Consider the following 22820-nt stretch of genomic DNA (forward strand, 5'->3'; position numbering starts at 1 on the left):
GGCCCCACCAAGAACGACACCTGGACGAATGGACGCATGATGGCTCCCTCCCACACCACCCCGCACGCACACGGCGCCGAGGCCACCCCCGGCGCCACCCCCACCCGGCGCAGAACCGCCACCCGGCGCGCCCTCGCCGCCGGTGGCACCGTCACCGCGCTGGCGCTCTCGCTGGCCGCCTGCGGGGGCAACGACCTGGAGAAGGAGGACGCCGGCGGGGGCGGCGGCAAGGGCAGCCTGGTGGTGGGCTCGGCCGGTTTCACCGAGTCGCAGATCCTCTCCGAGCTCTACTCCGGAGTGCTGTCCAAGGCGGGCTACAAGACCACGGTCAAGAAGGTCAAGAACCGCGAGCTGTACGCGCCCGAGCTGGAGAAGGGCCGTATCGACGTCGTGCCCGAGTACGCGGCGACGATGGCCGAGTTCCTCAACGCCAAGAAGAACGGCCCCAAGGCGAAGCCGGTCGCCTCCAGCGATACGGACAAGACCGTCGCGGCGCTGCGCGAACTGGCCACTCCGCGCGGGCTGAAGGTGCTGGAGGCGGGCGAGGCGGTGGACCAGAACGCGTTCGCCGTCGCCAAGGACTACGCCAAGAAGCACCGCCTCAAGACCCTCAGCGACCTGGGCAAGTCGAAGCAGCGCGTCACCATCGCGGCGGGCGACGAGTGCGAGACCCGCCCGTTCTGCCGGCCGGGTCTGGAGAAGACCTACGGGATCGACGTCAAGGGCATCGACCCCAAGGGGGTGGGCACCAGCCAGTCCAAGCAGGCCGTCAAGGACGGCAAGGACCAGCTCGTGCTGACGACCACCACGGACGCCACCCTCGACCAGTTCGATCTGGTGCTGCTCAAGGACGACAAGAAGCTGCAGAACGCGGACAACATCGTGCCGGTCGTCAACGCGAAGGACGCGGGCGGCAAGAAGATCGCCGAGGCGCTCGGCAAGCTCAACCGCACCCTCACCACCAAGGACCTGACCGAGCTCAACCGCAAGGTGGACCAGGACCGCGAGAAGCCCGCTGATGTGGCCGAGGAGTACCTGAAGAGCAACGGGCTCGCGTGACACGGTTCGTCCGGTGTCGTCCGCACAGCGGAGCACGGTAAATTCCCAGCCATGCCTCGTGGACGTCATCGCCATTCCCCGCCGCTGCACCGACGCCTCCCCCCGGTGTCGGTCGCGGTGGCCGCACTGGCCTGCGCCGGTGGCGCCTGGCTGATCGGTGAGCCGGGCGTCGCCGACTGGGAGACGGTCACGCTGCGCGCGCTCACCGCGGCAGCGGCGGCCGCCGCCGTCACCGGCGCCGTACTGCTGCGCCGCTGGGACCGCGCGGCGGGGAGACAGGTCGGCGACCTCAAGGCGCAGCTGGCCAGCGCGGCGTGGCGGGCCGAGGAGAGGCAGGCGGAGCTGGAGGGCGAGGCCGAGGAGCTGCGCGAGATCCGCGGCAAGCTGGACGGCAAGCTCCGCGAGAAGCGTGCCGAGCTGGCCCGGCTCCGCTCCGAACACGCCGACCTGCTGCGCCGTTACGCCAACGCCGAGACCGAGCGGGCCAGCGCGCTGGAGGGCCGCAGGCTGCTGGAGCTGGAGGCGGGCAGCACGGGCTCCGCCAAGGCGCTCACCACCTCGGCCACCGACCACCGGCACAGCTCCGGAGCGCCGACCCCGCTGACCTACCGGCAGGCCAACGAGGCCCTCGACGCGCTCGCCCGCAGCGCGGTGCGGCAGCGCACGGAGGAACGGCTGCGGGAGAGCAAGGCAGCCGCGGTCGTCCCACCGCAGACGGCTCCGGAAGCCCGGCGGGACGACAAGAAGGAGACCGCCGGGCCCACCAGGCCGGACGCGGCCAAGCCCGACAGGGCCGAGCCCACCGCGGCCAAGTCCCCCGGAGCCAAGCCCGACAGGACGAAGCCCTCCGCCGACAAGCCGGAGTCCGAGTCCGCCGAGCACGGCACCACCAAGCCCGCCGCTGCCGATCCGGACGGCAGCAGTGGCGGTACGGGCGGCTTCGACTTCTTCGGACGTAGCAAGCGCAAGGCACGCTCCTCGTCCTGACGGCGGCATACGGGAACGGTCGGGCAGCCGGTGCTGACTGCTGGCTGCCGGCTGCGTCCGGCTACTTGTCGATGTCGCCGACCACGAAGAAGAACGACCCCAGGATCGCCACCATGTCGGCGACCAGCGTTCCGGGCAGCAGCTCCGTCAGCGCCTGGATGTTGTTGAACGAGGCCGAGCGCAGCTTGAGCCGGTAGGGCGTCTTCTCTCCCTTGGAGACCAGGTAGTAGCCGTTGAGGCCGAGCGGGTTCTCCGTCCAGGTGTAGGTGGCGCCCTCCGGGGCCTTGAGCACCTTCGGCAGCCGCTGGTTGACCGGTCCCGGGGGCAGCTCGGCGAGCCGGTCCAGGCAGGCGTCGGCCAGCTCCAGGGAGTTGTGCGTCTGGTCGAGCAGCACCTCGAAGCGGGCCAGGCAGTCGCCCTCCTGCCGGGTGACCACCTTCAGCACGTCGGCCAGCTCACCGTAGGCGAGATACGGCTCGTCGCGGCGCAGGTCGAAATCGACCCCGGAGGCACGGGCGATCGGCCCGCTGACCCCGTACGCGTGCACCAGCTCGGGGCTGAGGACGCCGACGTTCCGGGTGCGGCCGCGGAAGATCTCGTTGCTGAGCACCAGCTTGTCGAAGGTGTCCATCCGGCTGCGGACGGCGGCCACCGCCTGCCGCGCCCGGTCCCGCCAGCCCGCCGGAAGGTCGTCCTTGAGGCCGCCGACGCGGTTGAACATGTAGTGCATCCGGCCGCCGGAGACCTCCTCCATCACGTTCTGGAGCTCCTCGCGCTCCCGGAACGAGTGGAAGACCGGTGTGATCCCGCCCAGCTCCAGCGGATAGGAGCCCAGGAACATCAGATGGTTGAGCACCCGGTTCAGCTCGGCCAGCAGGGTGCGGGTCCATACCGCGCGTTCGGGCACCTCCATGCCGAGCATCCGCTCGACGCCGATGACCACGCCCAGTTCGTTGGAGAACGCCGACAGCCAGTCGTGCCGGTTGGCGAGCACGATGATCTGTCGGTAGTCCCGCGCCTCGAAGAGCTTCTCCGCGCCCCGGTGCATATAGCCGACCACCGGCTCGGCGTGCTCGATCCGCTCGCCGTCCAGGACCAGCCGCAGCCGCAGCACCCCGTGTGTGGACGGGTGCTGCGGGCCGATGTTGAGCACCATGTCGGTGCTCTCCGCGGCACCGCCGATACCGACGGTCGTCTCCGTCTGAGTCATGACGCTCATCCTGTCAGCTTCCTCCTCCAGACGGACAAGGGCTCCTGTCGCCCGCTCGTACGCTGAACGCATGACCGACCCGGGTACCGAATGGCGCGGCGTCGAGCAGGCGCTGCTGCCGCTGCGCAGGCTCGTCCTGCTGTGCTGGCTGCTGCCGCTCGCCGCGGCGCTGGGGGGTGCTGCTCGCGCTGACGGCGGGCCCGGTGTGGGCGCTGTTCGCGCTGGTCCCGCTCGCACTGGCCGGCTGGGGCTGGGGCGCGCTGGCCCGCAACTGGCGTTCGTGGCGGTACGCGGAACGGGCGGACGATCTGCTGATCTCGCGCGGAGTGCTGTGGCGTGAGACGACGGTGGTGCCGTACGGACGGATGCAGCTGGTCGAGGTGACCTCCGGGCCGCTGGAGCGGCGCTACGGGCTGGCCAGCCTCCAGCTGCACACCGCCGCCGCGACTACCGACGCCACCATCCCGGGGCTGGCCCCCGCGGAGGCCGAACGGCTGCGGGACCGGCTCACCGAGCTGGGCGAGGCCCGGTCGGCGGGGCTGTGAGCGCGGACAAGGGGGACACCGGCGCCGCGTCGGCCCCCGCCACCCGCGGGCCGCGGTTCCTGCCGCGCCGTCCCGAGGGCAACCGGCTGCATCCGGTCACGCCATGGCGGCGGGGCTGGGCGCCGCTCGCCGCGCTGCTCGCCTTCGTCGCGCACGACTTCCGGCAGGCCCGCGAGTGGTCCGAGCAGCTGACGGCGGCCTGGGTGGGGCTGGGCCTGCTGGTGCTGCTGCCGGTGGCCGCCGGCTACGGCTTCCTGTCGTGGTGGTGCACCAGCTATCTGGTCACCGACACGGAGCTGCGCATCCACACCGGGCTGCTCTTCCGGCGCGCCGCGCACATCCGGCTGGACCGTATCCAGGCCGTCGACCTCTCCCGGCCGCTGCTCGCCCGGATCGTGGGCGTTGCCAAGCTGAAGCTGGACGCTGTCGGCACCGACGACAAGGACGAACTGGCCTATCTGGGCGAGCGGCAGGCCGTAGCCCTCCGCGCCGAACTGCTCGCCCGCGCGGCGGGCATCGCGCCCGACGCGGCCCCCGAGGCGGGCGAGGCGCCCGCCCGCCGGCTGCTGCATGTCCCGCCGCGCACCCTGATCACCAGCGTGCTGCTGCTCGGCGCGGGCTGGGGGACGCTGGCCGCGCTGCTCGTCGTACCGGCACTGCTGTGGCTGGCGACGGAGAACGTGTGGACGGTACTGGCGGCGGCCGTCCCCCTCGCGGGCGGCTGCTGGGCGAGCACCGCCGGGCGGGTCGTCCGCGAGTTCGACTGGACCGTGGCCGAGTCACCCGACGGGCTCCGCCTCGACTCGGGTCTGCTGGACCGGCAGCACGCCACGGTGCCGCCGGGGCGGGTGCAGGCCGTACGGATCGTCGAGCCGCTGCTGTGGCGGCGGCGCGGCTGGGTGCGGGTCGAGCTGGAGATCGCGGGCGTCGGCAAGAGCGACGACGACGAAGGGCGTGGGGTGCTGGTGCCCGTCGCCGGCCGGCAGGACGCGGCGGACGTCCTCGCGCGGGTGCTGCCCGGAGTGGATACGCACGCCGCCCTGGCCACACTCACGCCCGTACCGCTGCGTGCGCGCTGGTGCGCCCCGGTGGTCCGGCGCGGATACGGGCACGGGGTGACCCCCGAGGTCTTCGTCGCCCGCCAGGGGCTGGTCACCCGGCGCACCACGCTGGTCCCGCACGCCAAGGTGCAAAGCGTGCGCTGGACCCAGGGCCCGTGGGAGCGCCGGCACCGGGTGGCGGATGTGTACGTGGACCACGGCGCCAACGGCGAGGTCTGCGCCCGGCTCCGCGACGAGGACGAGGCCCGCGCGCTCATGGAAGCCCAGGCCGAGCGCTCCCGGACAGGCCGCCGCACAGCGCCGCCCGACCGCTGGCTGACGTCACCCGGCACCGCCGAGCCCCACCCCGGCAGCTGATCACCGACGCGGCGGGAAGGGTGTCCGCCCACACGAAGGTGCGCCCCGACGGCGGTGCGAAGAGGGCCCGGCGGGATGAGGGCTCGGCGGGGTTGGTGCGGCCACCAGGTGGCGGTCCCGCCCCGCGAAGGGTGGGCGCCTACCCTGGGCGCATGGGTGCGAGAACGCGTGGCCGCGTGGACGGCCTCCCCGAGTGGGACCGCTGCGCTGTGATGGGTGTGGTCAATGTGACCCCCGACTCGTTCTCGGACGGGGGGCGATGGTTCGACACCGAGGCCGCGATCAAGCACGGACTCGATCTGGTGGCGCAGGGCGCCGACCTCGTGGACGTCGGCGGTGAATCCACCCGCCCCGGCGCCGCCCGGGTCAGCGAGGACGAGGAGCTGCGCCGGGTGCTGCCCGTCGTACGCGGGCTGGCCGGCGAAGGCGTCGTAGTCAGTGTCGACACCATGCGTGCCTCCGTCGCGGCGCAGGCCGTGGCAGCGGGCGCCGTCCTGGTGAACGACGTCAGCGGTGGCCAGGCCGACCCGGAGATGGTGCCCGCCGTCGCCGAGGCAGGCGTCCCGTTCGTGGTGATGCACTGGCGCGGCCAGAGCATCGACATGAACAACCGCGCCGTCTACACCGATGTCGTCGGCGAGGTCCTCACCGAGCTGACCGAGTCGGTGCACCGCGCCATCGCGGGCGGCATCGCGCCGGCCCGTATCGTCGTCGACCCCGGCCTGGGCTTCGCCAAGCGCGCCGAGCACGATCTGGCGCTGGTCGCGGCGCTCGCCCGGCTGCGCACCGAGCTGGGCCACCCGATGCTGGTCGCCGCCTCCCGCAAGCGGTTCCTCGGCCGGGTGCTGGCCGACGACAAGGGCGCGCCCCCACCGCCCGCCCGCGAGCGCGACGCGGCCACAGCCGCCGTCACCACCCTGGCGGCCCGCGAGGGCGCCTGGGCAGTGCGGGTCCACGAGGTGCGGGCCAGCGCGGACGCGGTCCGCGTCGTACAAGCCGTCCAGTCGGCCGCCGAAACCCACCCCGAGACGAAGACCGCCGAGACGAAGACACCCAATAGGAAGACCGAGACGAAGACCCCCGAGGCAGAGAGCCAGGGGACGCAGACCACAGAGACCGAGGCAGCGACGTGAGCGGCGCCCGTACGGACATCGAGGCGGTCGAGGCCGCCAACACCGCCCTCTACGACGCGGTGGAGCGGGGCGACATCGAAGCCCTCTCCCGGATGTGGCTGGGTGAGGACGTCGAGGACCCGGACGACCCCGAGGGCGGCGAGGGCGAGCACGGCGTCCGCGTCGTCCACCCCGGCTGGCCGGTGCTCACCGGCCGCGGCGAGGTGCTCCGTTCGTACGCCCTGATCATGGCCAACACCGAGTACGTCCAGTTCTTCCTGACCGACGTCGAGATCTCCGTACTGGGCAACACCGCGCTGGTCAGCTGCACCGAGAACATCCTCAGCGGGGGGCCGGCCGAGGCGGACGGCTCCGCGGGGCCGCTGGTCGGCGGGCTCGTGGTGGCCACCAATGTGTTCCGCCGTACCGAGGAGGGCGAGTGGAAGCTGTGGTCGCACCACGGCTCCCCGGTCCTGGTCGAGCAGGACGACGAGGACGGGGACGGCCCCGACGGCGAGGGCGAGCTCGGCCAGGGGGACATCGAGCTGTAACCCGCCCGAGCTTCCGCAATACTGACCAAAATCCCCCAACTCCCCCCGATCTCCTCGAACATCTCCGACCACCCGATCCGGCGCAGGGCCGGGAATGTGCGAGTGGCGTCCGGCGCTGTGGGGTAGGCGGCGCCGAAAGCCGCTGAGCACGCGGGTAGATTCGAACCGGTGCCGCCACCAGCGGCACCGTGTTCATGTTCGTACGACCGACGGGAGTGATGGCGTGGATCGCGTCGCACTGCGCGGCCTCGCAGCGCGGGGGCATCACGGCGTCTTCGCGAGGGAACGCGAGGAAGGACAGACCTTCGTCGTGGACCTCGACATGGGCCTCGACACGCGCCCGGCCGCCGATGGCGACGACCTGTCCCGTACGGTCCATTACGGCGTCGTCGCGGAGGAGGTCGTCGCGGTCGTCGAGGGCGAACCCGTCGACCTGATCGAGACGCTCGCCCAGCGGATCGCCGACACCTGCCTGCGGCACGAAGCCGTGCAGGAGGTCGAGGTGGTCGTCCACAAGCCGGACGCCCCGATCACCGTCCCCTTCGAAGACGTGACCATCACTATCAAGCGGAGCCGCGCATGACGCCGAACAGTGACCCGACCGTACAGCCGGTGCCCGCCTCCGTTGTGCAGCAGGTGGACGCCGCCGACACGACGCTGCACAACCCGAAGACCGCCGTCCTGTCGCTCGGCAGCAACCTCGGCAACCGGCTGGAGTCGCTGCAAAGCGCCGTCGACGCCCTCGCGGACACCCCGGGGCTGAAGGTCACGGCCGTCTCGCCGGTCTACGAGACCGAGCCGTGGGGCGTCGATCCGGGCAGCCAGCCGTCGTACTTCAACGCGGTCGTCCTCGTACGGACCACCCTGCCGCCCGGCTCCCTGCTCGAACGCGGCCATGCCATCGAGGAGGCGCTGGAGCGGGTGCGCGAGGAGCGCTGGGGGCCACGCCCCATCGACGTGGACATCGTCGCCTACCAGGGGGTCGTCTCCGACGACCCACAGCTCACCCTCCCCCACCCGCGGGCACACGAGCGGGCCTTCGTCCTGGTGCCCTGGCACGACGTGGACCCCGGCGCCGAGGTGCCAGGCCACGGCCGCGTCGAGGAACTGCTGGACGGGCTCGGTACCGAGGGCGTCATCGCCCGCCCCGACCTGGAACTCAGCCTGCACGCCTGAGCGTTGCCGACCCGTACCCCTTCTCCCCTCCCCTTTGCCGCTCACTTTTCGCCGTTGGCGACGCCCGCACCGCCCGGACCGCACCCGCGAGGTGGAAGCTCGATGAACCAACTCCGTATCCGCACCCTGGCGGCGCTCTTCGCCATCGCCGGGGTGCTCTCATGGGGCGGAGCGCGGCTGTGGGACACGCTGGGCACGCTGCCGGGGGTCCCGTTCGCCGCGCCGATCGTGCTCGGCGCCATCGCCGCCATCCTGCTGGCCACCGCGCTGTCGCTGCGCGCCCGGCTGAAGGCCCAGCGGGAGCGAGAGCCGGGCGCCAAGGGCGTGGACCCGATGATGGCGGCCCGCGCCGTCCTCTTCGGTCAGGCCAGCGCCCTGGTCGCCGCCCTGGTCTCGGGCCTGTACGGCGGAACGGGGCTGTATCTGATCACCGAACGCGCCGACATCCCGGCCCGCGCCGCCCAGGCCCTCTACGCGGGCCTCTCCGTGGTGGCGGGCATCGCCGTGATAGTGGCCGCCGTCCTGCTCGAGCGCATCTGCCGCCTCCCCGAGGACGACGACGAGAACAACAACCCACCGACCGCCGCGGCCTAGCCCAAGCAGGCGGCCCGCCGACGGCTCAGCGCAGGATCAGGCTCATCGCCTCGGAGCGGGTGGCCGCGTCCCGCAGCTGGCCCCGCACCGCCGAGGTGACGGTCTTCGCGCCGGGCTTGCGGATACCGCGCATCGACATGCACATGTGCTCGCACTCGACGACGACGATCACGCCGCGCGGCTCCAGAATCCGCATCAGCGAGTCGGCGATCTGGGTGGTCAGCCGCTCCTGCACCTGCGGGCGGCGGGCGTAGACGTCCACGAGCCGGGCGAGCTTCGACAGCCCGGTGATCTTCCCGGAGGCGGAGGGGATGTAGCCGACGTGCGCCACACCGTGGAACGGGACCAGGTGGTGCTCACAGGTGCTGTAGACCTCGATGTCCTTGACCAGCACCATCTCGTCATGGCCGAGATCGAAGGTGGTGGTCAGCACGTCCTCGGGCTGCTGCCGCAGCCCGGCGAAGATCTCCTTGTAGGCACGCGCGACCCGGGCCGGGGTCTCCAGCAATCCCTCGCGGTCCGGGTCCTCCCCCACGGCGATCAGCAGTTCGCGTACCGCGTTCTCGGCGCGCTTCTCGTCGAACGTGCCTATCAGGCTCTCCCCGTCCAGGGTCACCGGGTCGGTCATCTGGTCCCTCGTTCCTTTACTCGCACAGCTCCGCGGGCCGGCACAGTGCGTCACCGACTCGGCGCTGTCGCGTACACAGCGGAAAGCCGCGCCCCTCGAAGGTAACCCGAGGGACGCGGCTGACATTCCGTGGGTACTGGCTCTACCCCACCGACCTGCGGTTATCCGTTGTCGGGATCCGCCGGTTCGACGATGGCCTCCGACTCGCGGGGGCCGATCTCCTTGCCCAGACCCGCAGCGGAGTTGCCGTTGGTCAGCGCCGCGGGCGGAGCCGAGACCGGGGGCCGGGTGGAGGGAGTGCGCCGCGAGGAACCGGTCCAGGCGGGACGGGCGGGACGCTTGACGACAGGGGCGAAGATCTCGGCGATCTCCTCCTTGTTCAGCGTCTCCTTCTCCAGCAGGGCCAGGACGAGGTTGTCGAGGACGTCGCGGTTCTCCACCAGGATTTCCCAGGCTTCGTTGTGCGCCGTCTCGATCAGCTTCTTGACCTCCTCGTCCACCAGCCCGGCGACCTCCTCGGAGTAGTCCCGCTGGTGGGCCATCTCCTTGCCCAGGAAGGGCTCGGACTGGTCGGAGCCGAACTTGATGGCGCCCAGCCGCTCGGTCATGCCGTACTGGGTGACCATCGCACGGGCGGTGGCCGTCGCCTTCTCGATGTCGTTGGCCGCGCCCGTGGTCGGGTCGTGGAAGACCAGTTCCTCGGCCGCCCGGCCGCCCATCATGTAGGCGAGCTGGTCGAGCATCTCGTTCCGCGTGGTGGAGTACTTGTCCTCGTCGGGCAGCACCATCGTGTACCCGAGCGCGCGGCCTCTGGAGAGGATGGTGATCTTGTGGACCGGATCGGAGTTCGGTGAGGCCGCCGCGACCAGGGCGTGTCCGCCCTCGTGGTACGCGGTGATCTTCTTCTCCTTGTCGCTCATGATCCGGGTCCGCTTCTGCGGTCCGGCCACGACGCGGTCGATCGCCTCGTCCAGCGACTTGTTGTCGATCAGCTTCTGGTCGCTGCGCGCGGAGAGCAGCGCGGCCTCGTTGAGCACATTGCTCAGGTCGGCGCCGGTGAAGCCGGGGGTACGGCGGGCGACCGCGCTCAGGTCCACGTCCTGGGCCATCGGCTTGCCCTTCTGGTGGACCTGGAGGATCTCCAGCCGGCCCTGCATGTCGGGGCGGTCGACGGCGATCTGCCGGTCGAACCGGCCCGGGCGCAGCAGCGCCGGGTCCAGGATGTCCGGCCGGTTGGTGGCGGCGATCAGGATGACGCCGCCCTTGACGTCGAAGCCGTCCATCTCGACCAGCAGCTGGTTGAGGGTCTGCTCCCGCTCGTCGTGACCGCCGCCCATACCGGCACCGCGGTGCCGGCCGACGGCGTCGATCTCGTCGACGAAGACGATGGCCGGGGCGTTCGCCTTGGCCTGCTCGAACAGGTCACGCACCCGGGAGGCACCGACACCGACGAACATCTCCACGAAGTCGGAGCCGGAGATCGAGTAGAAGGGCACCCCGGCCTCGCCCGCGACGGCGCGGGCCAGCAGCGTCTTACCCGTACCGGGCGGGCCGTAGAGCAGCACACCCTTGGGGATCTTGGCACCGACGGCCTGGAACTTCGCGGGTTCCTGGAGGAACTCCTTGATCTCCTGGAGCTCCTCGACAGCCTCGTCGGAGCCGGCCACGTCGGAGAACGTCGTCTTCGGGGTGTCCTTGGTGATGAGCTTGGCCTTGGACTTCCCGAAGTTCATCACCCGGGAGCCGCCGCCCTGCATCTGGTTCATCAGGAACAGGAAGATGACGATGATCAGCACGAACGGCAGCAGCGAGATCAGCATCCCGACGAACGGGTTCTGCTCCTGCGGCGCGACCGTGTACCCCTTGGGGATCTCCTTCTGGTCGTACTTCTGCTGAAGCTCCTTGGCGATATCGACGCCCTGGTCGTCGATGTAGCTCGCCTTGATCTTGTCGCTGTCCTCGACCTTGGCGCCGTCCTTGAGCTCCAGCTTGACGATCTGCTCGTCACCCGTGGTGAGCTCTGCGGACTTCACCTTGTCCTGTCGGATCGCCTGTACGACCTGGCCGGTGTCCACCGTCTTGAAGCCGCCGGACGAGCCGACGACCTGCATCAACACGACCACGGCGAGGACGGCCAGCACGATCCACATGACCGGCCCACGGAAGTATCGCTTCACGTCCATCCATACGGAGCGCGCGGCCCCGTCCCTCCTGCCACAGTGAGTTGAAAAGCCTGACCTTCGGACGGTACCCCAGCATTGTCACCCGGCGCCGCCGAGGACGGTCAACTACAACCGCCCTTCAAAGCTGCAACGAGGGGCACCGGCCCTGTGTTCCCGGCCCGCACGTCCGTACGCCCGGGGATTCGGCCGCCCGGGGTTCAGCCCCCGTAGACGTGCGGTGCCAGTGTGCCGACGAACGGCAGATTGCGGTAGCGCTCGGCGTAGTCGAGCCCGTAGCCGACGACGAACTCGTTGGGGATGTCGAACCCGACCCACTTCACGTCGATCGCCACCTTGGCGGCGTCCGGCTTGCGCAGCAGGGTGCACACGTTCAGCGAGGCGGGCTCCCGGGAACCCAGGTTGGACAGCAGCCAGGACAGGGTCAGACCCGAGTCGATGATGTCCTCGACGATCAGGACGTGCTTGCCCTTGATGTCGGTGTCCAGGTCCTTGAGGATGCGCACCACGCCGGAGGACTGGGTTCCGGCGCCGTAGGAGGACACCGCCATCCAGTCCATGGTCGCCGGGGTGGACAGGGCCCGCGCCAGGTCCGCCATGACCATGACGGCTCCCTTGAGCACCCCGACCAGCAGCAGATCCTTGCCCGCGTACTCCGCGTCGATCTTCGCGGCCAGCTCGGCCAGCTTCGCGTCGATCTCTTCCTTGCTGACCAGCACCGACTGGAGGTCGGTGCCCATGTCTTTCTCGTCCACCCGTGCTGCTCTCGCTCGTCGCGGTCCGGTCGCCCGGCCCGCCGAATGGCCGCTCCTGGCCGCTCCGGACGGCCCGGGCGGTGCCGGGGCGCCGGTCAGTTCGGGGCGTTCGGTGAGCCGTGCCGGATGACCAGTCTGCCACCCTGCCGTGCGACCTCCACACGCCCGGGCAGGTTGAGCGCCCGCTGGCCCCGCCAGGCGGTGATGAGGCGGTCCATCTCCTCGATGTGCCGCGCGAACAGCGATCCGGCCGGGGAGCCGGCCTCGATCGCGGCGCGGCGCAGCACTCGGCGGCGCACCGCGGGCGGCAGCGCGTACAGCCGGACGACGTCCAGTTCCACGATCCCGTCGGCGCCGCCGGCGGCGTCCGGCCGGGGTCCGGACCGGCCGGGTTGTCCGGTCCCGTCCGCCTGGTCCGGCACTCCGGCCTCGTCCGTGCTGCCGGGGGTGCGCACCACGGCGCGTTCGGCGTCGTCGGTCCAGGCGTCGAGCGCGTCCGCGTCGTCCCTGGACAGCTGTGCCGTACGGGCCAGGGCCTCGATGACGCCCTTGCCGAGCGCCTTCTCCAGCGCGGGCAGCGCCTCGTGGCGGACGCGGGAGCGGGTGTAGGCGGGGTCGGCGTTGTGCGGGTCGTCCCAGACGGGGAGCGACTGGACCATGCAGGCCTTGCGGGTGGTCTGCCGGTCGACGGCGAGGAAGGGGCGGCGGTAGCGGCCGCCGGGCCCGGAGACGGCCGCCATGCCGGACAGCGAGCGGGTGCCGGAGCCGCGGGCGAGGCCGAGCAGCACCGTCTCCGCCTGGTCGTCACGGGTGTGGCCGAGCAGCACGGCGGCGGCACCGTGCCGGTCGGCGATCGCGTCCAGCGCGGCGTAGCGGGCCTCGCGTGCTGCTGCTTCGGGGCCGGTGTTGGTGCGGCCCACCTGGATGGCCACGGTCTCGACGGGGGCCAGGCCCAGGTCGGTGAGGCGGTCGGCGACGTCCTGTGCGCGCTCGGCTGAGCCGGGCTGGAGGCCGTGATCGACCGTGACGCCGCCGGCGCGCAGGCCGAGGCGGGGGGCTTCGAAGGCGAGCGCGGAGGCGAGCGCCATGGAGTCGGCGCCACCGGAGCAGGCCACCAGTACGAGCGGTGGCGGCGGGGGCTCGGTGGGGAGGGGGGCGGCGGGCTGGGGAGCGGCCGTCAGCTGTGCGCTGCGCACGCCGTGCGTGCTGACGCCTTGAGCGCCGACGCCGTGCGTGCTGACGTCGGATGCGCTGAGGTCGTGCGCGCTGAGCACGTCGTGGAGTGTGCGGCGGACCGCCAGGCGTATTGCGGCAACCGCGGGGTGGGGACCCATGTCCGATTCACTTCCTCGTCAGGGATCTGCGCCGATCGCGGGCGGGGGCTCCGCGGATCCGGGGGTGTGTAGAAGGCCGAGTACTGTCACGCTGTGTATGTCGATGGTGACAGAGACGGACGGTGTTCCCCGAGCATCGCACGCGTACCAGCCCCGCACGGTCCCTCGGAAGGGTGATTGGGGAGGCTTCCGCTCGCCTCAGTCGGACTTCCGGTGCACCCTCGCGATCCACTCGGCGGGCCTGGCGATCTCCGCCTTCGTCGGAAGGGTGTTCGGGGATGTCCACACACGGTTGAAGCCCTCCATGCCCACCTCGTCCACCACGGTGCGCACGAACCGCTCCCCGTCCCGGTACTGCCGCAGCTTCGCGTCCAGACCCAGCAGCTTGCGCAGCGCCATGTCGAGCCGTCCGGCGCCGGTGGCACGGCGCTTCTGGAACTTCTCGCGGATCTCCGTGACCGTCGGGACGACCTGCGGGCCCACCCCGTCCATCACATAGTCGGCGTGCCCTTCCAGCAGCGACATGACGGCCGTCAGCCGGCCGAGGACCTCGCGCTGGGCGGGGGTCTGCACCAGCTCGACGAGGCTGGGCCGCTCCTCGGCGCCGCCCTCGGGCGCCTCGCCACCCGCGCCCTCGCCGGGCTTGTTGCCGGACAGCGACTGGACGGCCTCGCGCAGCCGCTCCAGCAGCGTGGTGGGGTCGATGTCGGTCTGCTCCAGGAAGGACTGGATCTCCATCCGCAGGTGGTCGCGCAGCCACGGCACGGCCGTGAACTGGGTGCGGTGCGTCTCCTCGTGCAGGCACACCCACAGCCGGAAGTCGTGCGGGTCCACCTCCAGCTCGCGCTCCACGTGCACGATGTTCGGCGCCACCAGCAGCAGCCGCCCGCCGCCGTCGGCGCCGCCCGGCAGATCGCGGCTGACCGGCGCGAACGTCTCGTACTGGCCCAGCACCCGCGAGGAGAGGAACGACAGCAGCATCCCGACCTCGACGCCGGTGACCTTGCCGCCGACCGCGCCGAGCACGGCCCCGCCGGGGGTGCCGGCGCGGCGCTCCTCGACTTTGGCCAGCAGCGGGGAGAGCAGCTCGCGGAAGCCGGCGACGTTCGCCCGCACCCAGCCGGGCCGGTCCACCACCAGCACGGGCGTGTCCGCCATCTCGGGGTTGGCGGGGGTCAGCCGGGTGAAGTCGCGTACGTGCTCCTCCGACACCTTGGCGTGCCGCCGCAGCTCCGCGACGATGCCGCGGGCTTCTTCCCTGCTGACTTCCGGCCCCGGCCGCCCGAGCCGGGTCGCGGTCGCGACCGCGAGATTCCAGTCGACCATCTGCACACCACCGAGGCTCGTCATTCTTTCACCGTACGTGCAGCACGCGGGCCGTGGGAGCGGACCGGGGGACCACTCGGCCCCTAGGGGGTCAGCCCGCGGAGGGCGAATCCCGGCAGCCGCAGTTGGCCAGCGCCGAGGCGAGGCGGTCCAGTGATTTCTGGGCGGCGTCCCGTCCCGGGGCTCCCGTCGTCATGAACGCGAAGGCCAGCATCCGCCCATCCGCGTCCACGACGGTGCCGGCCAGCGTGTTCACCCCGGTGAGGGTGCCCGTTTTGGCCCGTACGAGACCCGCGCCCGGCTCGCCGCGCTCGCCGCCGTAGCGGGTGTCGAGGGTGCCGGTGAATCCGGCGACGGGCAGTCCGGTGAGGACGGAGCGCAGACCGGGCCGGTCCGGATCGGCCGCAAGAGTGAGCAGCTGGGTGAGCAGCGCGGGAGAGGCACGGTCGGCGCGGTCGAGGCCGCTGCCGTCGGCGAAGCGGGCGCCCTTCAGGGGCAGGCCGAGCTTTTCGAGGGTTCGGCGGACGGCGCGGCCGGCGCCCTTGAAGCCGGCGGGCTCGCCCTGGGCGAGGGCGGTCTGCCGGGCGAGCGCCTCGGCGATGTCGTTGTCGCTGTTGGTGAGCATCCGCTCGACCAGCGCGCCGAGCGTGGCCGAGCGGTGCACGGCGAGCTTCGCCGCGCCCTTGGCCGCCTTGCGCTCCTCGGGGGCGCCCTCGACGGTGACGCCCTTCTCGCCGAGTTCGTCGGCGAAGGCCTCGGCCGCCTCCAGTGCGGGGTCGGCGACGCGTGGCGCGGGCCCGTGGTCGCTACCGTCCGTCCGGCCCTCGTCGACCATCAGCGGGGTGACCCGGGCGAGGTTCTCGTTGGGGCCGATGACGTGCTGGTCGGTGCCGGTGTAGCGGGAGGTGTCGTATCCGAGGCGGACCTTGTGGACGCCGCGTTTGTCGAGGGCGCGGGCCGTGCGGGCCGCCATGGTGGCCAGGTCCCGCTGGGTGAGCGTGGGGTCGCCGCCGCCGACGAGCGTGACGCGGTCGCCCTTGCCGACGGCGCGGGTGGCGATCCGGTACGTCTCGCCCCGCGCGGTCAGCGCGGCGACGGCGGTGGCCAGCTTGACCGTGGAGGCGGGCGCCGACACCGCCTTCGGGGACCGCGCGAACAGCTGCCGCCCGGAGACGGCGTCCACCACGGAGGCGTGCCGGACGGCGCCGAGCGAGCCGTCCTCGATCAGCGGTTCCAGGGTGTCGGCGAGGGCCGAGGCGGTGGGCGGCGGCACCTGCTCGGGGCGGGTGCCGCCGCGGCTGCCGGAGCCGCTCTGCGGGCCGCCCTTCCCCGCGCCCTGTTCCTGGACCGGCCCGGCCGCGGCCAGCACCTGGGGGGCGAGGGGGTATCTGTCCCGGCCCGGGGTGTGGTCCCTGCCACTTCCGGGCTCCTGCCGGGCTGCCCGGACGCGCTCGGCCGTACGCTGACCCGAGTCCCACGGCCCTGCCGTTGCCACCGTCACGAGTGCGACCACGAGTCCCAGTGCGGAGGAGGCGGTGGTGAGCCGGACCGTCTGCCGCTGCTGCGGCGAGGCCGCCCGCCAACGACGCCGGGCTCCATGTGCCGCGCCACGGGCACGGGCGGTCGCGCGGAGGGCTGCCGTACGGGTGCGTGCCACCGCTGTGCGAAGGTGCGCCACTGCTGTACGGGGGTGCGCCACGGCTGTGCGGGTGCGTGCCAGCGCTGTACGGGTGTGGGTTGCCGCGGTGCGGGCCACCCGGGCCGCGGAGCGGTATGCCCGGTTCGCGGTGTCACGCACCTTCGTTCCGGCGTCACGCACCTTCGTTCCGGCGTCACGCACCTCGACCAGCCCCTTTCGCGAGCACACATGTGCGTGGGGGACACTTAATCACCAGACTGGAGTTCTTCTGGGGGACGGCCCCCAGGCGCACGAGTGCTGATGAGTGCTGATCTCATCTTGATCTATACGGAGGAGCCTCCCTTGGAGTTCGACGTCACCATCGAGATCCCGAAGGGCTCGCGGAACAAGTACGAGGTGGACCACGAGACGGGCCGCATCCGGCTCGACCGGCACCTGTTCACCTCGACCGTGTACCCGGCGGACTACGGCTTCGTCGACGGCACCCTGGGCGAGGACGGCGACCCGCTCGACGCGCTCGTGCTGTTGGAGGAGCCCACCTTCCCCGGGTGCATCATCAAGTGCCGCGCCATCGGGATGTTCCGGATGACCGACGAGGCCGGCGGCGACGACAAGCTGCTGTGCGTACCGTCCTCCGACCCGCGGATGGAGCACCTGCGCGACATCCACCACGTGAGCGAGTTCGACCGGCTGGAGATCCAGCACTTCTTCGAGGTCTACAAGGACCTGGAGCCCGGCAAGTCGGTCGAGGGCGCCAACTGGGTGGGGCGCGCCGAGGCCGAGGCCGAGGTCGAGGCGTCCATCAAGCGGCTGGCCGCCGAGGGCGGGCACTGAGCGAGGGGGTGCCCCTTGCCCGGTCCCGCAGGCCGCGGGTGAGCTGTGGTTGGTGGGGCACCTCCCGGCCGCGCCCCTTCGGGGCGAGCCCTCAGAACCCGCGGGTGCGCTTGGCGGCGCGGCGGCCCGGGAGCGGGGTCTCCTGGCCGGGGGTCTTGATGAACAGCCGGGCCAGCTCGCCGCCGAGGTTGACGCCGATGGCGATGGCCAGCGCGAGCGCTCCCGCCGTGGCGAGGTGTTCGAAGCCCTTGTTCACGTCCCCCTGGGCGATGTTCAGCAGCCCGAAGTAGGTGTTGCTACCCGGCAGCAGCGGCCCGATCGCCGCCGTGATGTACGGCAGTGACGAGGCGAATTGGTATCGGGACAGCAGCTGGCCGAAGAGGCCGACGAGTCCGGCGGCCACCACGGTGGCGGGCACCGGCGTGACGTCCGCGGTGGTCAGCACGCCGTAGATCAGCCAGGCGACGCCCCCGTTGAGGGTGGCCAGCACCACGGTGTGACGTTCCTGCTGGAGCAGTACGCAGAAGGCGAGCGCCAGCAGCATGGCGGCCAGCAGCTGGGTGACCGGCCGCCGGTCGGTGTGGTGCAGAATGTCCGGCGTCAGCTGGGCGTTCAGCCTGTCGCCCACGTACAGCACCATCAGCACGCCGCAGACGATGCCGACGATGAGGTAGATGACCTCCAGCAGGCGCGCGGCTGCGGTGATGTAGAAGCCGGTGAGTCCGTCGTGCACGGCGGCGACCAGTGCGCGTCCCGGGATCAGCGCGAAGAGACCACCGGTGATGACGGCGGAGGCCTGGATCCGGGTGTCGGTGTGCTGGGACAGCAGCGCGACGCTGACCCCTATCGCGGCGGGCGGCATCGCGGCGGCAGCGAACTGGTAGAACTCCGGCAGCCCGCGCCCCGCGCACAGCCAGGCCAGCCGGTCGCCGAGCATCGCGCCGAGCGCGGCCAGCACGAACACCAGCGCGTCACCGCCCACCAGCAGCGAGGCGGCACCGGACAGCGCACCGCTGGCCATGGTGAGGGCCCACTTGGAGTAGGGGTGCCGGTTGCGGCGCATCTCCGCGAGCCGCCGGTACGCCTCTTCCAGTGACACCTCGCCCTGGGTGATGTCGGCGACGAGCGCGAAGACGGCGGACAGCCGGGTGTAGTCGGTGCCGCGCCGGCGGACGGTCCTGCTGAGCGTCACCGGGTCGTCGACCAGCGACGGCTGGTGGGTGATGGCCAGCAGCGTGAAGGTGACCTCCGGCTCGGTGCGGTCGAGTCCGTAGGCGTGTGCGACGCCGAACATGGCGGCTTCCACGTCCTCGGCGCCCTCCCCGCCGGCCAGCAGCAGCTCGCCGATACGGAGCGTCAGGTCGAGGACGCGAGGGACGGGGGGCCCGCTCTCCGCGCCCTCGTCGCCCCGCCCGATCCGCTCGGGTACGGGACGCTCGGCGAGCGGCATCCGGACCAGGGAGCGCATCCGGTCCTGCCAGGGCGAGCCCGGCCTGGCCAGCGGGCCGACGACGGGGATGCCCTCGGGCGGGGTGAAGGCGCTGCCGGGTTCGGGCGGCGGCGGGGGGACGAGCCCTTCGGGGATGGTGAACTCGGAGGTCGGGTGCTCCTCCTCCGGGACGGGGGGAAGCGGCACGCCCAGGGGCGCCGTGAAGGCGCTGTGCGACTCGTCGGACACCGGCTTGGCGTCCTCCGGCTCACCGCCCTGCTCCGCGGCATCGCCGTTTCCCTTGGGGTGCCCCACCACTCTGTCTCCGCTCCTTTCCCTCGCTCTCCAGCAGTGTCACACGAGCAACGCTGTGTCCAACGGGGACGATTCCACGGAACGGAAGCGTGCTACCTCACAGTGGAGCACGGGCCGGAAACCTCCTCCCAAAGGCCCCCTGTACCGGAGCTGTACAGAGGGCCTTCGAGAGTCGCCGGAAAGGGAGAGACGGCGTCAGAAAGGAGAGGGACGGCGTCAGTCGGCGCGGGTGACGCGCGCCGCGTTCGCGGCGATGGCGTCCCGCATGTACCGGGCCAGGCCCGGCCTGATCGCCTCGTAGGTGGCGGTGAAACGCTCGTCCTGGACGTACATCTCACCGAGCCTGGTGTGCATCTCGTGGTCGCACTCGTAGCTGGTGCGGGAGATGAACAGCCGGTGCCGCTCGGCGAGGTCGGTCACCGCGGGCGCGTCGGGCGCGTCGCCCGCCGCCAGCCGGTCGCCGATGGCGCGGTGGATCTCGTCCATCTCGCGCATGAACTCCTTCCAGTCCTCCTTGGTGTACGAGGCGGCCCGGCGCTGCGACTCCCGGTACGCCTCGGTGCCGCCCCAGCGGGCTTCCACCTCCTCCGTGTACGCGTCCGGGTCGAAGTCCCCGAACACCTCGAACTTCTCCTCGGGGGTGAGACTGATGCCCATTTTGCGTGCCTCCATAGCGCGTTCCACGGCGGCGGCCATCTCCGTGAGCCGGTCGATCCGTGCCGTCAGCAGATGGTGCTGACGGCGCAGATGACCGACCGGGTCGGCTGCGGGGTCGTCCAGCAGGACGGCGATCTCCTCCAGCGGGAAGCCCAGTTCCCGGTAGAAGAGGATCTGTTGCAGCCGGTCCAGATCGGCGTCGGTGTAGCGCCGGTGCCCGACTGCCGTACGGTCCCCGGGGACCAGCAGCCCGATCTCGTCGTAGTGGTGCAGCGTGCGCACCGTGACACCGGCGAAACCGGCGACCTGCCCGACGGAGTGGCTCACTTCCGCCTCCTTGCTTGCTGCGGTCGCTTACGGGCATCCACGGTGCTCCCTCACGTCACGTGAGGTGCAAGCCGCGTTTTTCCCGACGGGCTCCCAAGGGAGGAACCGTCACCGCCCCATGCTCGCGTAGCGGCGTACCGCCAGCGGGAAGAAGACCGCGAGCAGCAACAGCGGCCAGCCGAGCGCCAGCAGCCAGGCGTGCTCGGCGGCCCAGGAGCCACCACCCCACACCGGGTTGCCGAACAGCTCCCGTACGGCACGCGCGGTTGCCGACATGGGGTTCCAGTCGGCGACGGCGCCCATCCAGTCGGGCATCTCGTCCGGCGAGTTGAAGACGTTGGAGAAGAAGGCGATGGGCCACACCAGGATCTGCACCGTCTGCACCATCTCCGGTTTGCCGGCCACCAGCCCCAGATAGACGCCGGCCCACAGCATCGCGAAGCGCAGCCACAGCAGCAGCCCCAGCGCCGCCAGCACCTCCACCAGGCTGCCGTGCCAGCGCCAGCCGACCAGCAGCCCGGCCAGCACGAGCACCACGAGCCCGATGGCCGACTCCAGCAGATCGTGCGCGCAGCGCCCCACGAGCACGGCGGAGCGTGCCATCGGGATGGAACGGAAGCGGTCCACGACACCGGCGGTCAGATCCCGGGTGAGCGCCACCATCGTGGACTCCAGGCCGAACGCCATGGTCAGCGCGAACATCCCGGGCACCAGGTACTCGCGGTAGTTGGCGATCCGCATCCCGCCGCCGAGGAAGTAGACGAACATCAGGAGCATCATCAGCGGGAAGACCACGGTCATCACCGCCTTGACGGGCCGGCGCCGCCAGTGGGCCAGCTCCCGCCAGGTCATCGTCCAGCAGTCGGCCAGTGCGGGGCCGATGCCCGCCCGGCGGCCGGTCGCGACCGCCGGGTGGGGCCCGGTGGTGGTCGTCGTACTCATGCGGCGTCCTCCTCGGTGCCGGTGGTGTGCAGGAAGACCTCGTCGAGGGTGGGGCGGCGCAGGGCGATGTCCTCGGCCTCGATCCCAGCGGCCTCCAGCGCCCGTACGGTCTCGGCGAGGGCCGCCATCCGGTTGCCGACGGGGGCGCTGAGCAGCCGCCGGTCCGGGTCGCGGGTCACCTCGCCGCCGCCGGCGGCCCGCTCCACCAGGGCTGCCGCGGCCGCCAGCCGGGCGGGGTCGCGGACGACCACGTCGATCCGGTCGGCGCCGAGCTCGGCCTTGAGCTCGTCGGCGGTGCCCTCGGCCACGACGCGGCCATGGTCGACAACGGCTATGGCGTCGGCCAGTTGGTCGGCCTCCTCCAGGTACTGCGTGGTCAGCAGCACGGTGGTGCCGCCGGCGACCAGGGAGCGCACCGCGCTCCACACCTCGCCCCTGGCGCGCGGGTCGAGCCCGGTGGTGGGCTCGTCGAGGAAGAGCACCTGGGGGCCGCCCTCGTGCTCGCTGCCGATGAGACAGACCGCCAGGTCGAGGCGGCGGCGCATCCCGCCGCTGTAGGCGCTGACCGGTTTACGGCCGGTGCCGGCCAGCTCGAAGCGCTCCAGCAGTTCGTCGGCGCGGGCCTTGGCTGGCCGGGTGCCCAGGTGGTGGAGGCGGCCGAACAGCTCCAGGTTCTCCCTGCCGCTCAGCTCCTCGTCCACCGCGGCGTGCTGGCCCAGCAGCCCGATCCGGCGGCGCACCTGGTCGGGCTCCGCCATCACGTCGTATCCGGCCACCCGGGCGCGGCCCCCGCTCGGCCGCAGCAGGGTCGCCAGGATGCGTACCGCGGTGGTCTTGCCCGCGCCGTTGGGCCCGAGCACTGCTTGTACGGTGCCGCTGGGCACCGTCAGATCCAGTCCGGCCAGTGCTTGTTTCTCCCCGTACTCCTTCCGCAGCCCCTCGACGAGGACGGCGTCGCCGTGCGTCATACGTCTCCCTTCCGCTGCTAGTCAAGTTTGACTAGCGGCGGACGAAGATAGCGCCAGTCGGGAGATTAGTCAAACTTGATTAGCGACTATGTGGCGAGCTGCCGGACGACGTTGTCCAGAGGTGTTGCCGGTCTCAGAGATGTTGCCGGTCTCAGAGCGGCTGTCGGTCCGTCAGTACGGTGAGGTCGCGCTCGCCCTCGCCCGCCATCACGAACGCGCCGCCCTCCAGCCGGGAGATCAGTTCACGGGCCCAGGCGGCGTCGCTGTCGCAGGTGTGCACCCACAGCTTCATGATCTCGCCGATATGGCCCCACTCCTGAGGGGTGCTGCCCTCCGGGGACCAGTTCTGGGTGACCTCGTTACGCCAGCCCTCCAGCGCGGCCACCCGCTCCTTGAGCAGATCGATGGCCTCGCCGCGCGGGAGATCGACCAGGAAGCCGACACCGGAGGTCAGCAGCTCCTGCTTCTCCTGGGTGGCGGTCAGCGCGTACCGCAGCAGCCGGAAGAACTCCGCCTCGCCCGCCTCGGTGATCTCGTACTCGGTCCGCGGCGGGCCGCCCGCGGTACTCGGGGCGATGTCGTGGGCCAGCAGCAGCCCTTGTTTGGCCAGCTGCTTGAGCGCGTGGTAGATCGACCCCGGCTTCGCGGTCGACCACTGGTGCGCGCCCCAGAACTCCAGGTCGTTGCGGACCTGGTAACCGTGCGCCCGCCCGCGCAGGCGCACGTCTCCCAGCACCAGCAGCCGGATCGCCGACATCGCTTCCCCTGCTCCGTTGCGTCGTTCGTCTTCCGTCCAGCCTATTCAAGCTTGACCAGCGGAGGGAAATCCCGACC

General features: G+C 71.4%; 21 protein-coding genes and 1 pseudogene. 10 read left to right on the top strand and 12 right to left on the bottom strand.

The features are described from left to right. Positions 1-36 precede the first annotated feature (36 nt). Positions 37-1059, top strand: coding sequence for an ABC transporter substrate-binding protein (locus tag ACQEU8_RS15755; RefSeq protein ID WP_433101009.1), 1023 nt, complete (start codon positions 37-39; stop codon positions 1057-1059). 51 nt (positions 1060-1110) lie between these two features. Beyond that, positions 1111-2046 carry a hypothetical protein gene (locus ACQEU8_RS15760; RefSeq protein WP_433101011.1) on the top strand — a complete coding sequence of 312 codons (936 nt, stop codon included), beginning with the start codon at positions 1111-1113 and terminating at the stop codon, positions 2044-2046. A 61-nt stretch (positions 2047-2107) separates the two neighbouring features. Here the strand turns inward: ACQEU8_RS15760 and ACQEU8_RS15765 are convergent, their stop codons facing one another. Next, complete coding sequence (locus ACQEU8_RS15765; protein ID WP_433102430.1) at positions 2108-3256, bottom strand: NADH-quinone oxidoreductase subunit D; 1149 nt, start codon at positions 3254-3256, stop codon at positions 2108-2110. A 70-nt stretch (positions 3257-3326) separates the two neighbouring features. Here ACQEU8_RS15765 and ACQEU8_RS15770 point away from each other — a divergent pair. The 7 genes and pseudogenes from ACQEU8_RS15770 to ACQEU8_RS15800 all read left to right on the top strand — a co-directional run bounded on the left by ACQEU8_RS15770 (position 3327) and on the right by ACQEU8_RS15800 (position 8652). Next, positions 3327-3801, top strand: a pseudogene (locus tag ACQEU8_RS15770) (PH domain-containing protein). After that, on the top strand, positions 3798-5219 hold the full coding sequence (locus ACQEU8_RS15775) for a PH domain-containing protein (protein ID WP_433101013.1): 1422 nt from the start codon (positions 3798-3800) through the stop codon (positions 5217-5219). Before ACQEU8_RS15770 ends, ACQEU8_RS15775 begins: the two are co-directional and overlap by 4 nt. Positions 5220-5371: 152 nt before the next feature. After that, a complete protein-coding gene (folP, locus tag ACQEU8_RS15780) occupies positions 5372-6352 on the top strand; it encodes a dihydropteroate synthase (RefSeq protein WP_433101015.1) in 981 nt (326 codons plus the stop codon). After that, the gene (locus ACQEU8_RS15785; protein WP_433101017.1) at positions 6349-6882 is read left to right on the top strand and encodes a nuclear transport factor 2 family protein; all 534 of its coding nucleotides are present in this window, start codon (positions 6349-6351) and stop codon (positions 6880-6882) included. Before folP ends, ACQEU8_RS15785 begins: the two co-directional genes overlap by 4 nt. 223 nt (positions 6883-7105) lie before the next feature. Then, positions 7106-7465 (top strand): dihydroneopterin aldolase, encoded by a 360-nt coding sequence (folB, locus tag ACQEU8_RS15790; protein ID WP_433101019.1) that lies wholly within the window; start codon positions 7106-7108, stop codon positions 7463-7465. After that, on the top strand, positions 7462-8058 hold the full coding sequence (gene folK, locus ACQEU8_RS15795; RefSeq protein WP_433101021.1) for a 2-amino-4-hydroxy-6-hydroxymethyldihydropteridine diphosphokinase: 597 nt from the start codon (positions 7462-7464) through the stop codon (positions 8056-8058). Before folB ends, folK begins: the two co-directional genes overlap by 4 nt. Before the next feature lie 102 nt (positions 8059-8160). Then, on the top strand, positions 8161-8652 hold the full coding sequence (locus ACQEU8_RS15800) for a DUF3180 domain-containing protein (RefSeq protein ID WP_433101023.1): 492 nt from the start codon (positions 8161-8163) through the stop codon (positions 8650-8652). A gap of 25 nt (positions 8653-8677) precedes the next feature. Here ACQEU8_RS15800 and folE read toward each other — a convergent pair whose 3' ends face one another. From folE to dacB, 6 genes are all read right to left on the bottom strand, one after another. Next, the gene (gene folE / locus ACQEU8_RS15805; RefSeq protein WP_433101025.1) at positions 8678-9280 is read right to left on the bottom strand and encodes a GTP cyclohydrolase I FolE; all 603 of its coding nucleotides are present in this window, start codon (positions 9278-9280) and stop codon (positions 8678-8680) included. Between the two features lie 161 nt (positions 9281-9441). Continuing rightward, entirely contained in the window at positions 9442-11463 is a 2022-nt protein-coding gene (ftsH, locus tag ACQEU8_RS15810) for an ATP-dependent zinc metalloprotease FtsH (RefSeq protein ID WP_433101027.1), read from the bottom strand. Positions 11464-11660: 197 nt separating this feature from the next. Beyond that, positions 11661-12200, bottom strand: coding sequence for a hypoxanthine phosphoribosyltransferase (hpt, locus tag ACQEU8_RS15815; RefSeq protein WP_243088570.1), 540 nt, complete (start codon positions 12198-12200; stop codon positions 11661-11663). Between the two features lie 110 nt (positions 12201-12310). Then, positions 12311-13549 (bottom strand): tRNA lysidine(34) synthetase TilS, encoded by a 1239-nt coding sequence (tilS, locus tag ACQEU8_RS15820; protein ID WP_433101029.1) that lies wholly within the window; start codon positions 13547-13549, stop codon positions 12311-12313. Between the two features lie 198 nt (positions 13550-13747). Beyond that, a complete protein-coding gene (locus ACQEU8_RS15825) occupies positions 13748-14899 on the bottom strand; it encodes a zinc-dependent metalloprotease (RefSeq protein WP_433101031.1) in 1152 nt (383 codons plus the stop codon). A 67-nt stretch (positions 14900-14966) separates the two neighbouring features. Then, on the bottom strand, positions 14967-16715 hold the full coding sequence (gene dacB, locus ACQEU8_RS15830) for a D-alanyl-D-alanine carboxypeptidase/D-alanyl-D-alanine endopeptidase (RefSeq protein WP_433101033.1): 1749 nt from the start codon (positions 16713-16715) through the stop codon (positions 14967-14969). A gap of 141 nt (positions 16716-16856) precedes the next feature. Here dacB and ACQEU8_RS15835 point away from each other — a divergent pair, with 141 nt between their 5' ends. Continuing rightward, on the top strand, positions 16857-17348 hold the full coding sequence (locus ACQEU8_RS15835; protein ID WP_099883295.1) for an inorganic diphosphatase: 492 nt from the start codon (positions 16857-16859) through the stop codon (positions 17346-17348). Between the two features lie 91 nt (positions 17349-17439). Here the strand turns inward: ACQEU8_RS15835 and ACQEU8_RS15840 are convergent, their stop codons facing one another. From ACQEU8_RS15840 to ACQEU8_RS15860, 5 genes are all read right to left on the bottom strand, one after another. Beyond that, positions 17440-19095, bottom strand: a complete 1656-nt coding sequence (locus ACQEU8_RS15840; protein WP_433101035.1) for a threonine/serine ThrE exporter family protein — start codon at positions 19093-19095, stop codon at positions 17440-17442. Positions 19096-19308: 213 nt separating this feature from the next. Then, positions 19309-20076, bottom strand: coding sequence for a MerR family transcriptional regulator (locus ACQEU8_RS15845; RefSeq protein ID WP_433101037.1), 768 nt, complete (start codon positions 20074-20076; stop codon positions 19309-19311). A gap of 108 nt (positions 20077-20184) precedes the next feature. Next, positions 20185-21018 carry an ABC transporter permease gene (locus ACQEU8_RS15850; protein ID WP_433101039.1) on the bottom strand — a complete coding sequence of 278 codons (834 nt, stop codon included), beginning with the start codon at positions 21016-21018 and terminating at the stop codon, positions 20185-20187. Further along, positions 21015-21986, bottom strand: coding sequence for an ATP-binding cassette domain-containing protein (locus tag ACQEU8_RS15855; RefSeq protein WP_433101041.1), 972 nt, complete (start codon positions 21984-21986; stop codon positions 21015-21017). The genes ACQEU8_RS15850 and ACQEU8_RS15855 overlap by 4 nt, the downstream gene beginning before the upstream one ends. Before the next feature lie 151 nt (positions 21987-22137). Further along, complete coding sequence (locus tag ACQEU8_RS15860; RefSeq protein WP_433101043.1) at positions 22138-22743, bottom strand: PadR family transcriptional regulator; 606 nt, start codon at positions 22741-22743, stop codon at positions 22138-22140. Between the last annotated feature and the right edge of the window lie 77 nt (positions 22744-22820).

It is taken from the genome of Streptomyces sp. CA-250714 (assembly GCF_050936705.1).
Classification (GTDB): Bacteria; Actinomycetota; Actinomycetes; order Streptomycetales; family Streptomycetaceae; genus Streptomyces.

Coding starts and splice junctions, on each gene's coding strand:
- ACQEU8_RS15755 (WP_433101009.1), top strand. CDS start 37: ATGATGGCTCCCTCCCACACCACCCCGCACGCACACGGCGCCGAGGCC.
- ACQEU8_RS15760 (WP_433101011.1), top strand. CDS start 1,111: ATGCCTCGTGGACGTCATCGCCATTCCCCGCCGCTGCACCGACGCCTC.
- ACQEU8_RS15765 (WP_433102430.1), bottom strand. CDS start 3,256: ATGACTCAGACGGAGACGACCGTCGGTATCGGCGGTGCCGCGGAGAGC.
- folP (WP_433101015.1), top strand. CDS start 5,372: ATGGGTGCGAGAACGCGTGGCCGCGTGGACGGCCTCCCCGAGTGGGAC.
- folK (WP_433101021.1), top strand. CDS start 7,462: ATGACGCCGAACAGTGACCCGACCGTACAGCCGGTGCCCGCCTCCGTT.
- ACQEU8_RS15800 (WP_433101023.1), top strand. CDS start 8,161: ATGAACCAACTCCGTATCCGCACCCTGGCGGCGCTCTTCGCCATCGCC.
- folE (WP_433101025.1), bottom strand. CDS start 9,280: ATGACCGACCCGGTGACCCTGGACGGGGAGAGCCTGATAGGCACGTTC.
- ftsH (WP_433101027.1), bottom strand. CDS start 11,463: ATGGACGTGAAGCGATACTTCCGTGGGCCGGTCATGTGGATCGTGCTG.
- hpt (WP_243088570.1), bottom strand. CDS start 12,200: ATGGGCACCGACCTCCAGTCGGTGCTGGTCAGCAAGGAAGAGATCGAC.
- tilS (WP_433101029.1), bottom strand. CDS start 13,549: ATGGGTCCCCACCCCGCGGTTGCCGCAATACGCCTGGCGGTCCGCCGC.
- ACQEU8_RS15825 (WP_433101031.1), bottom strand. CDS start 14,899: ATGACGAGCCTCGGTGGTGTGCAGATGGTCGACTGGAATCTCGCGGTC.
- ACQEU8_RS15850 (WP_433101039.1), bottom strand. CDS start 21,018: ATGAGTACGACGACCACCACCGGGCCCCACCCGGCGGTCGCGACCGGC.
- ACQEU8_RS15855 (WP_433101041.1), bottom strand. CDS start 21,986: ATGACGCACGGCGACGCCGTCCTCGTCGAGGGGCTGCGGAAGGAGTAC.
- ACQEU8_RS15860 (WP_433101043.1), bottom strand. CDS start 22,743: ATGTCGGCGATCCGGCTGCTGGTGCTGGGAGACGTGCGCCTGCGCGGG.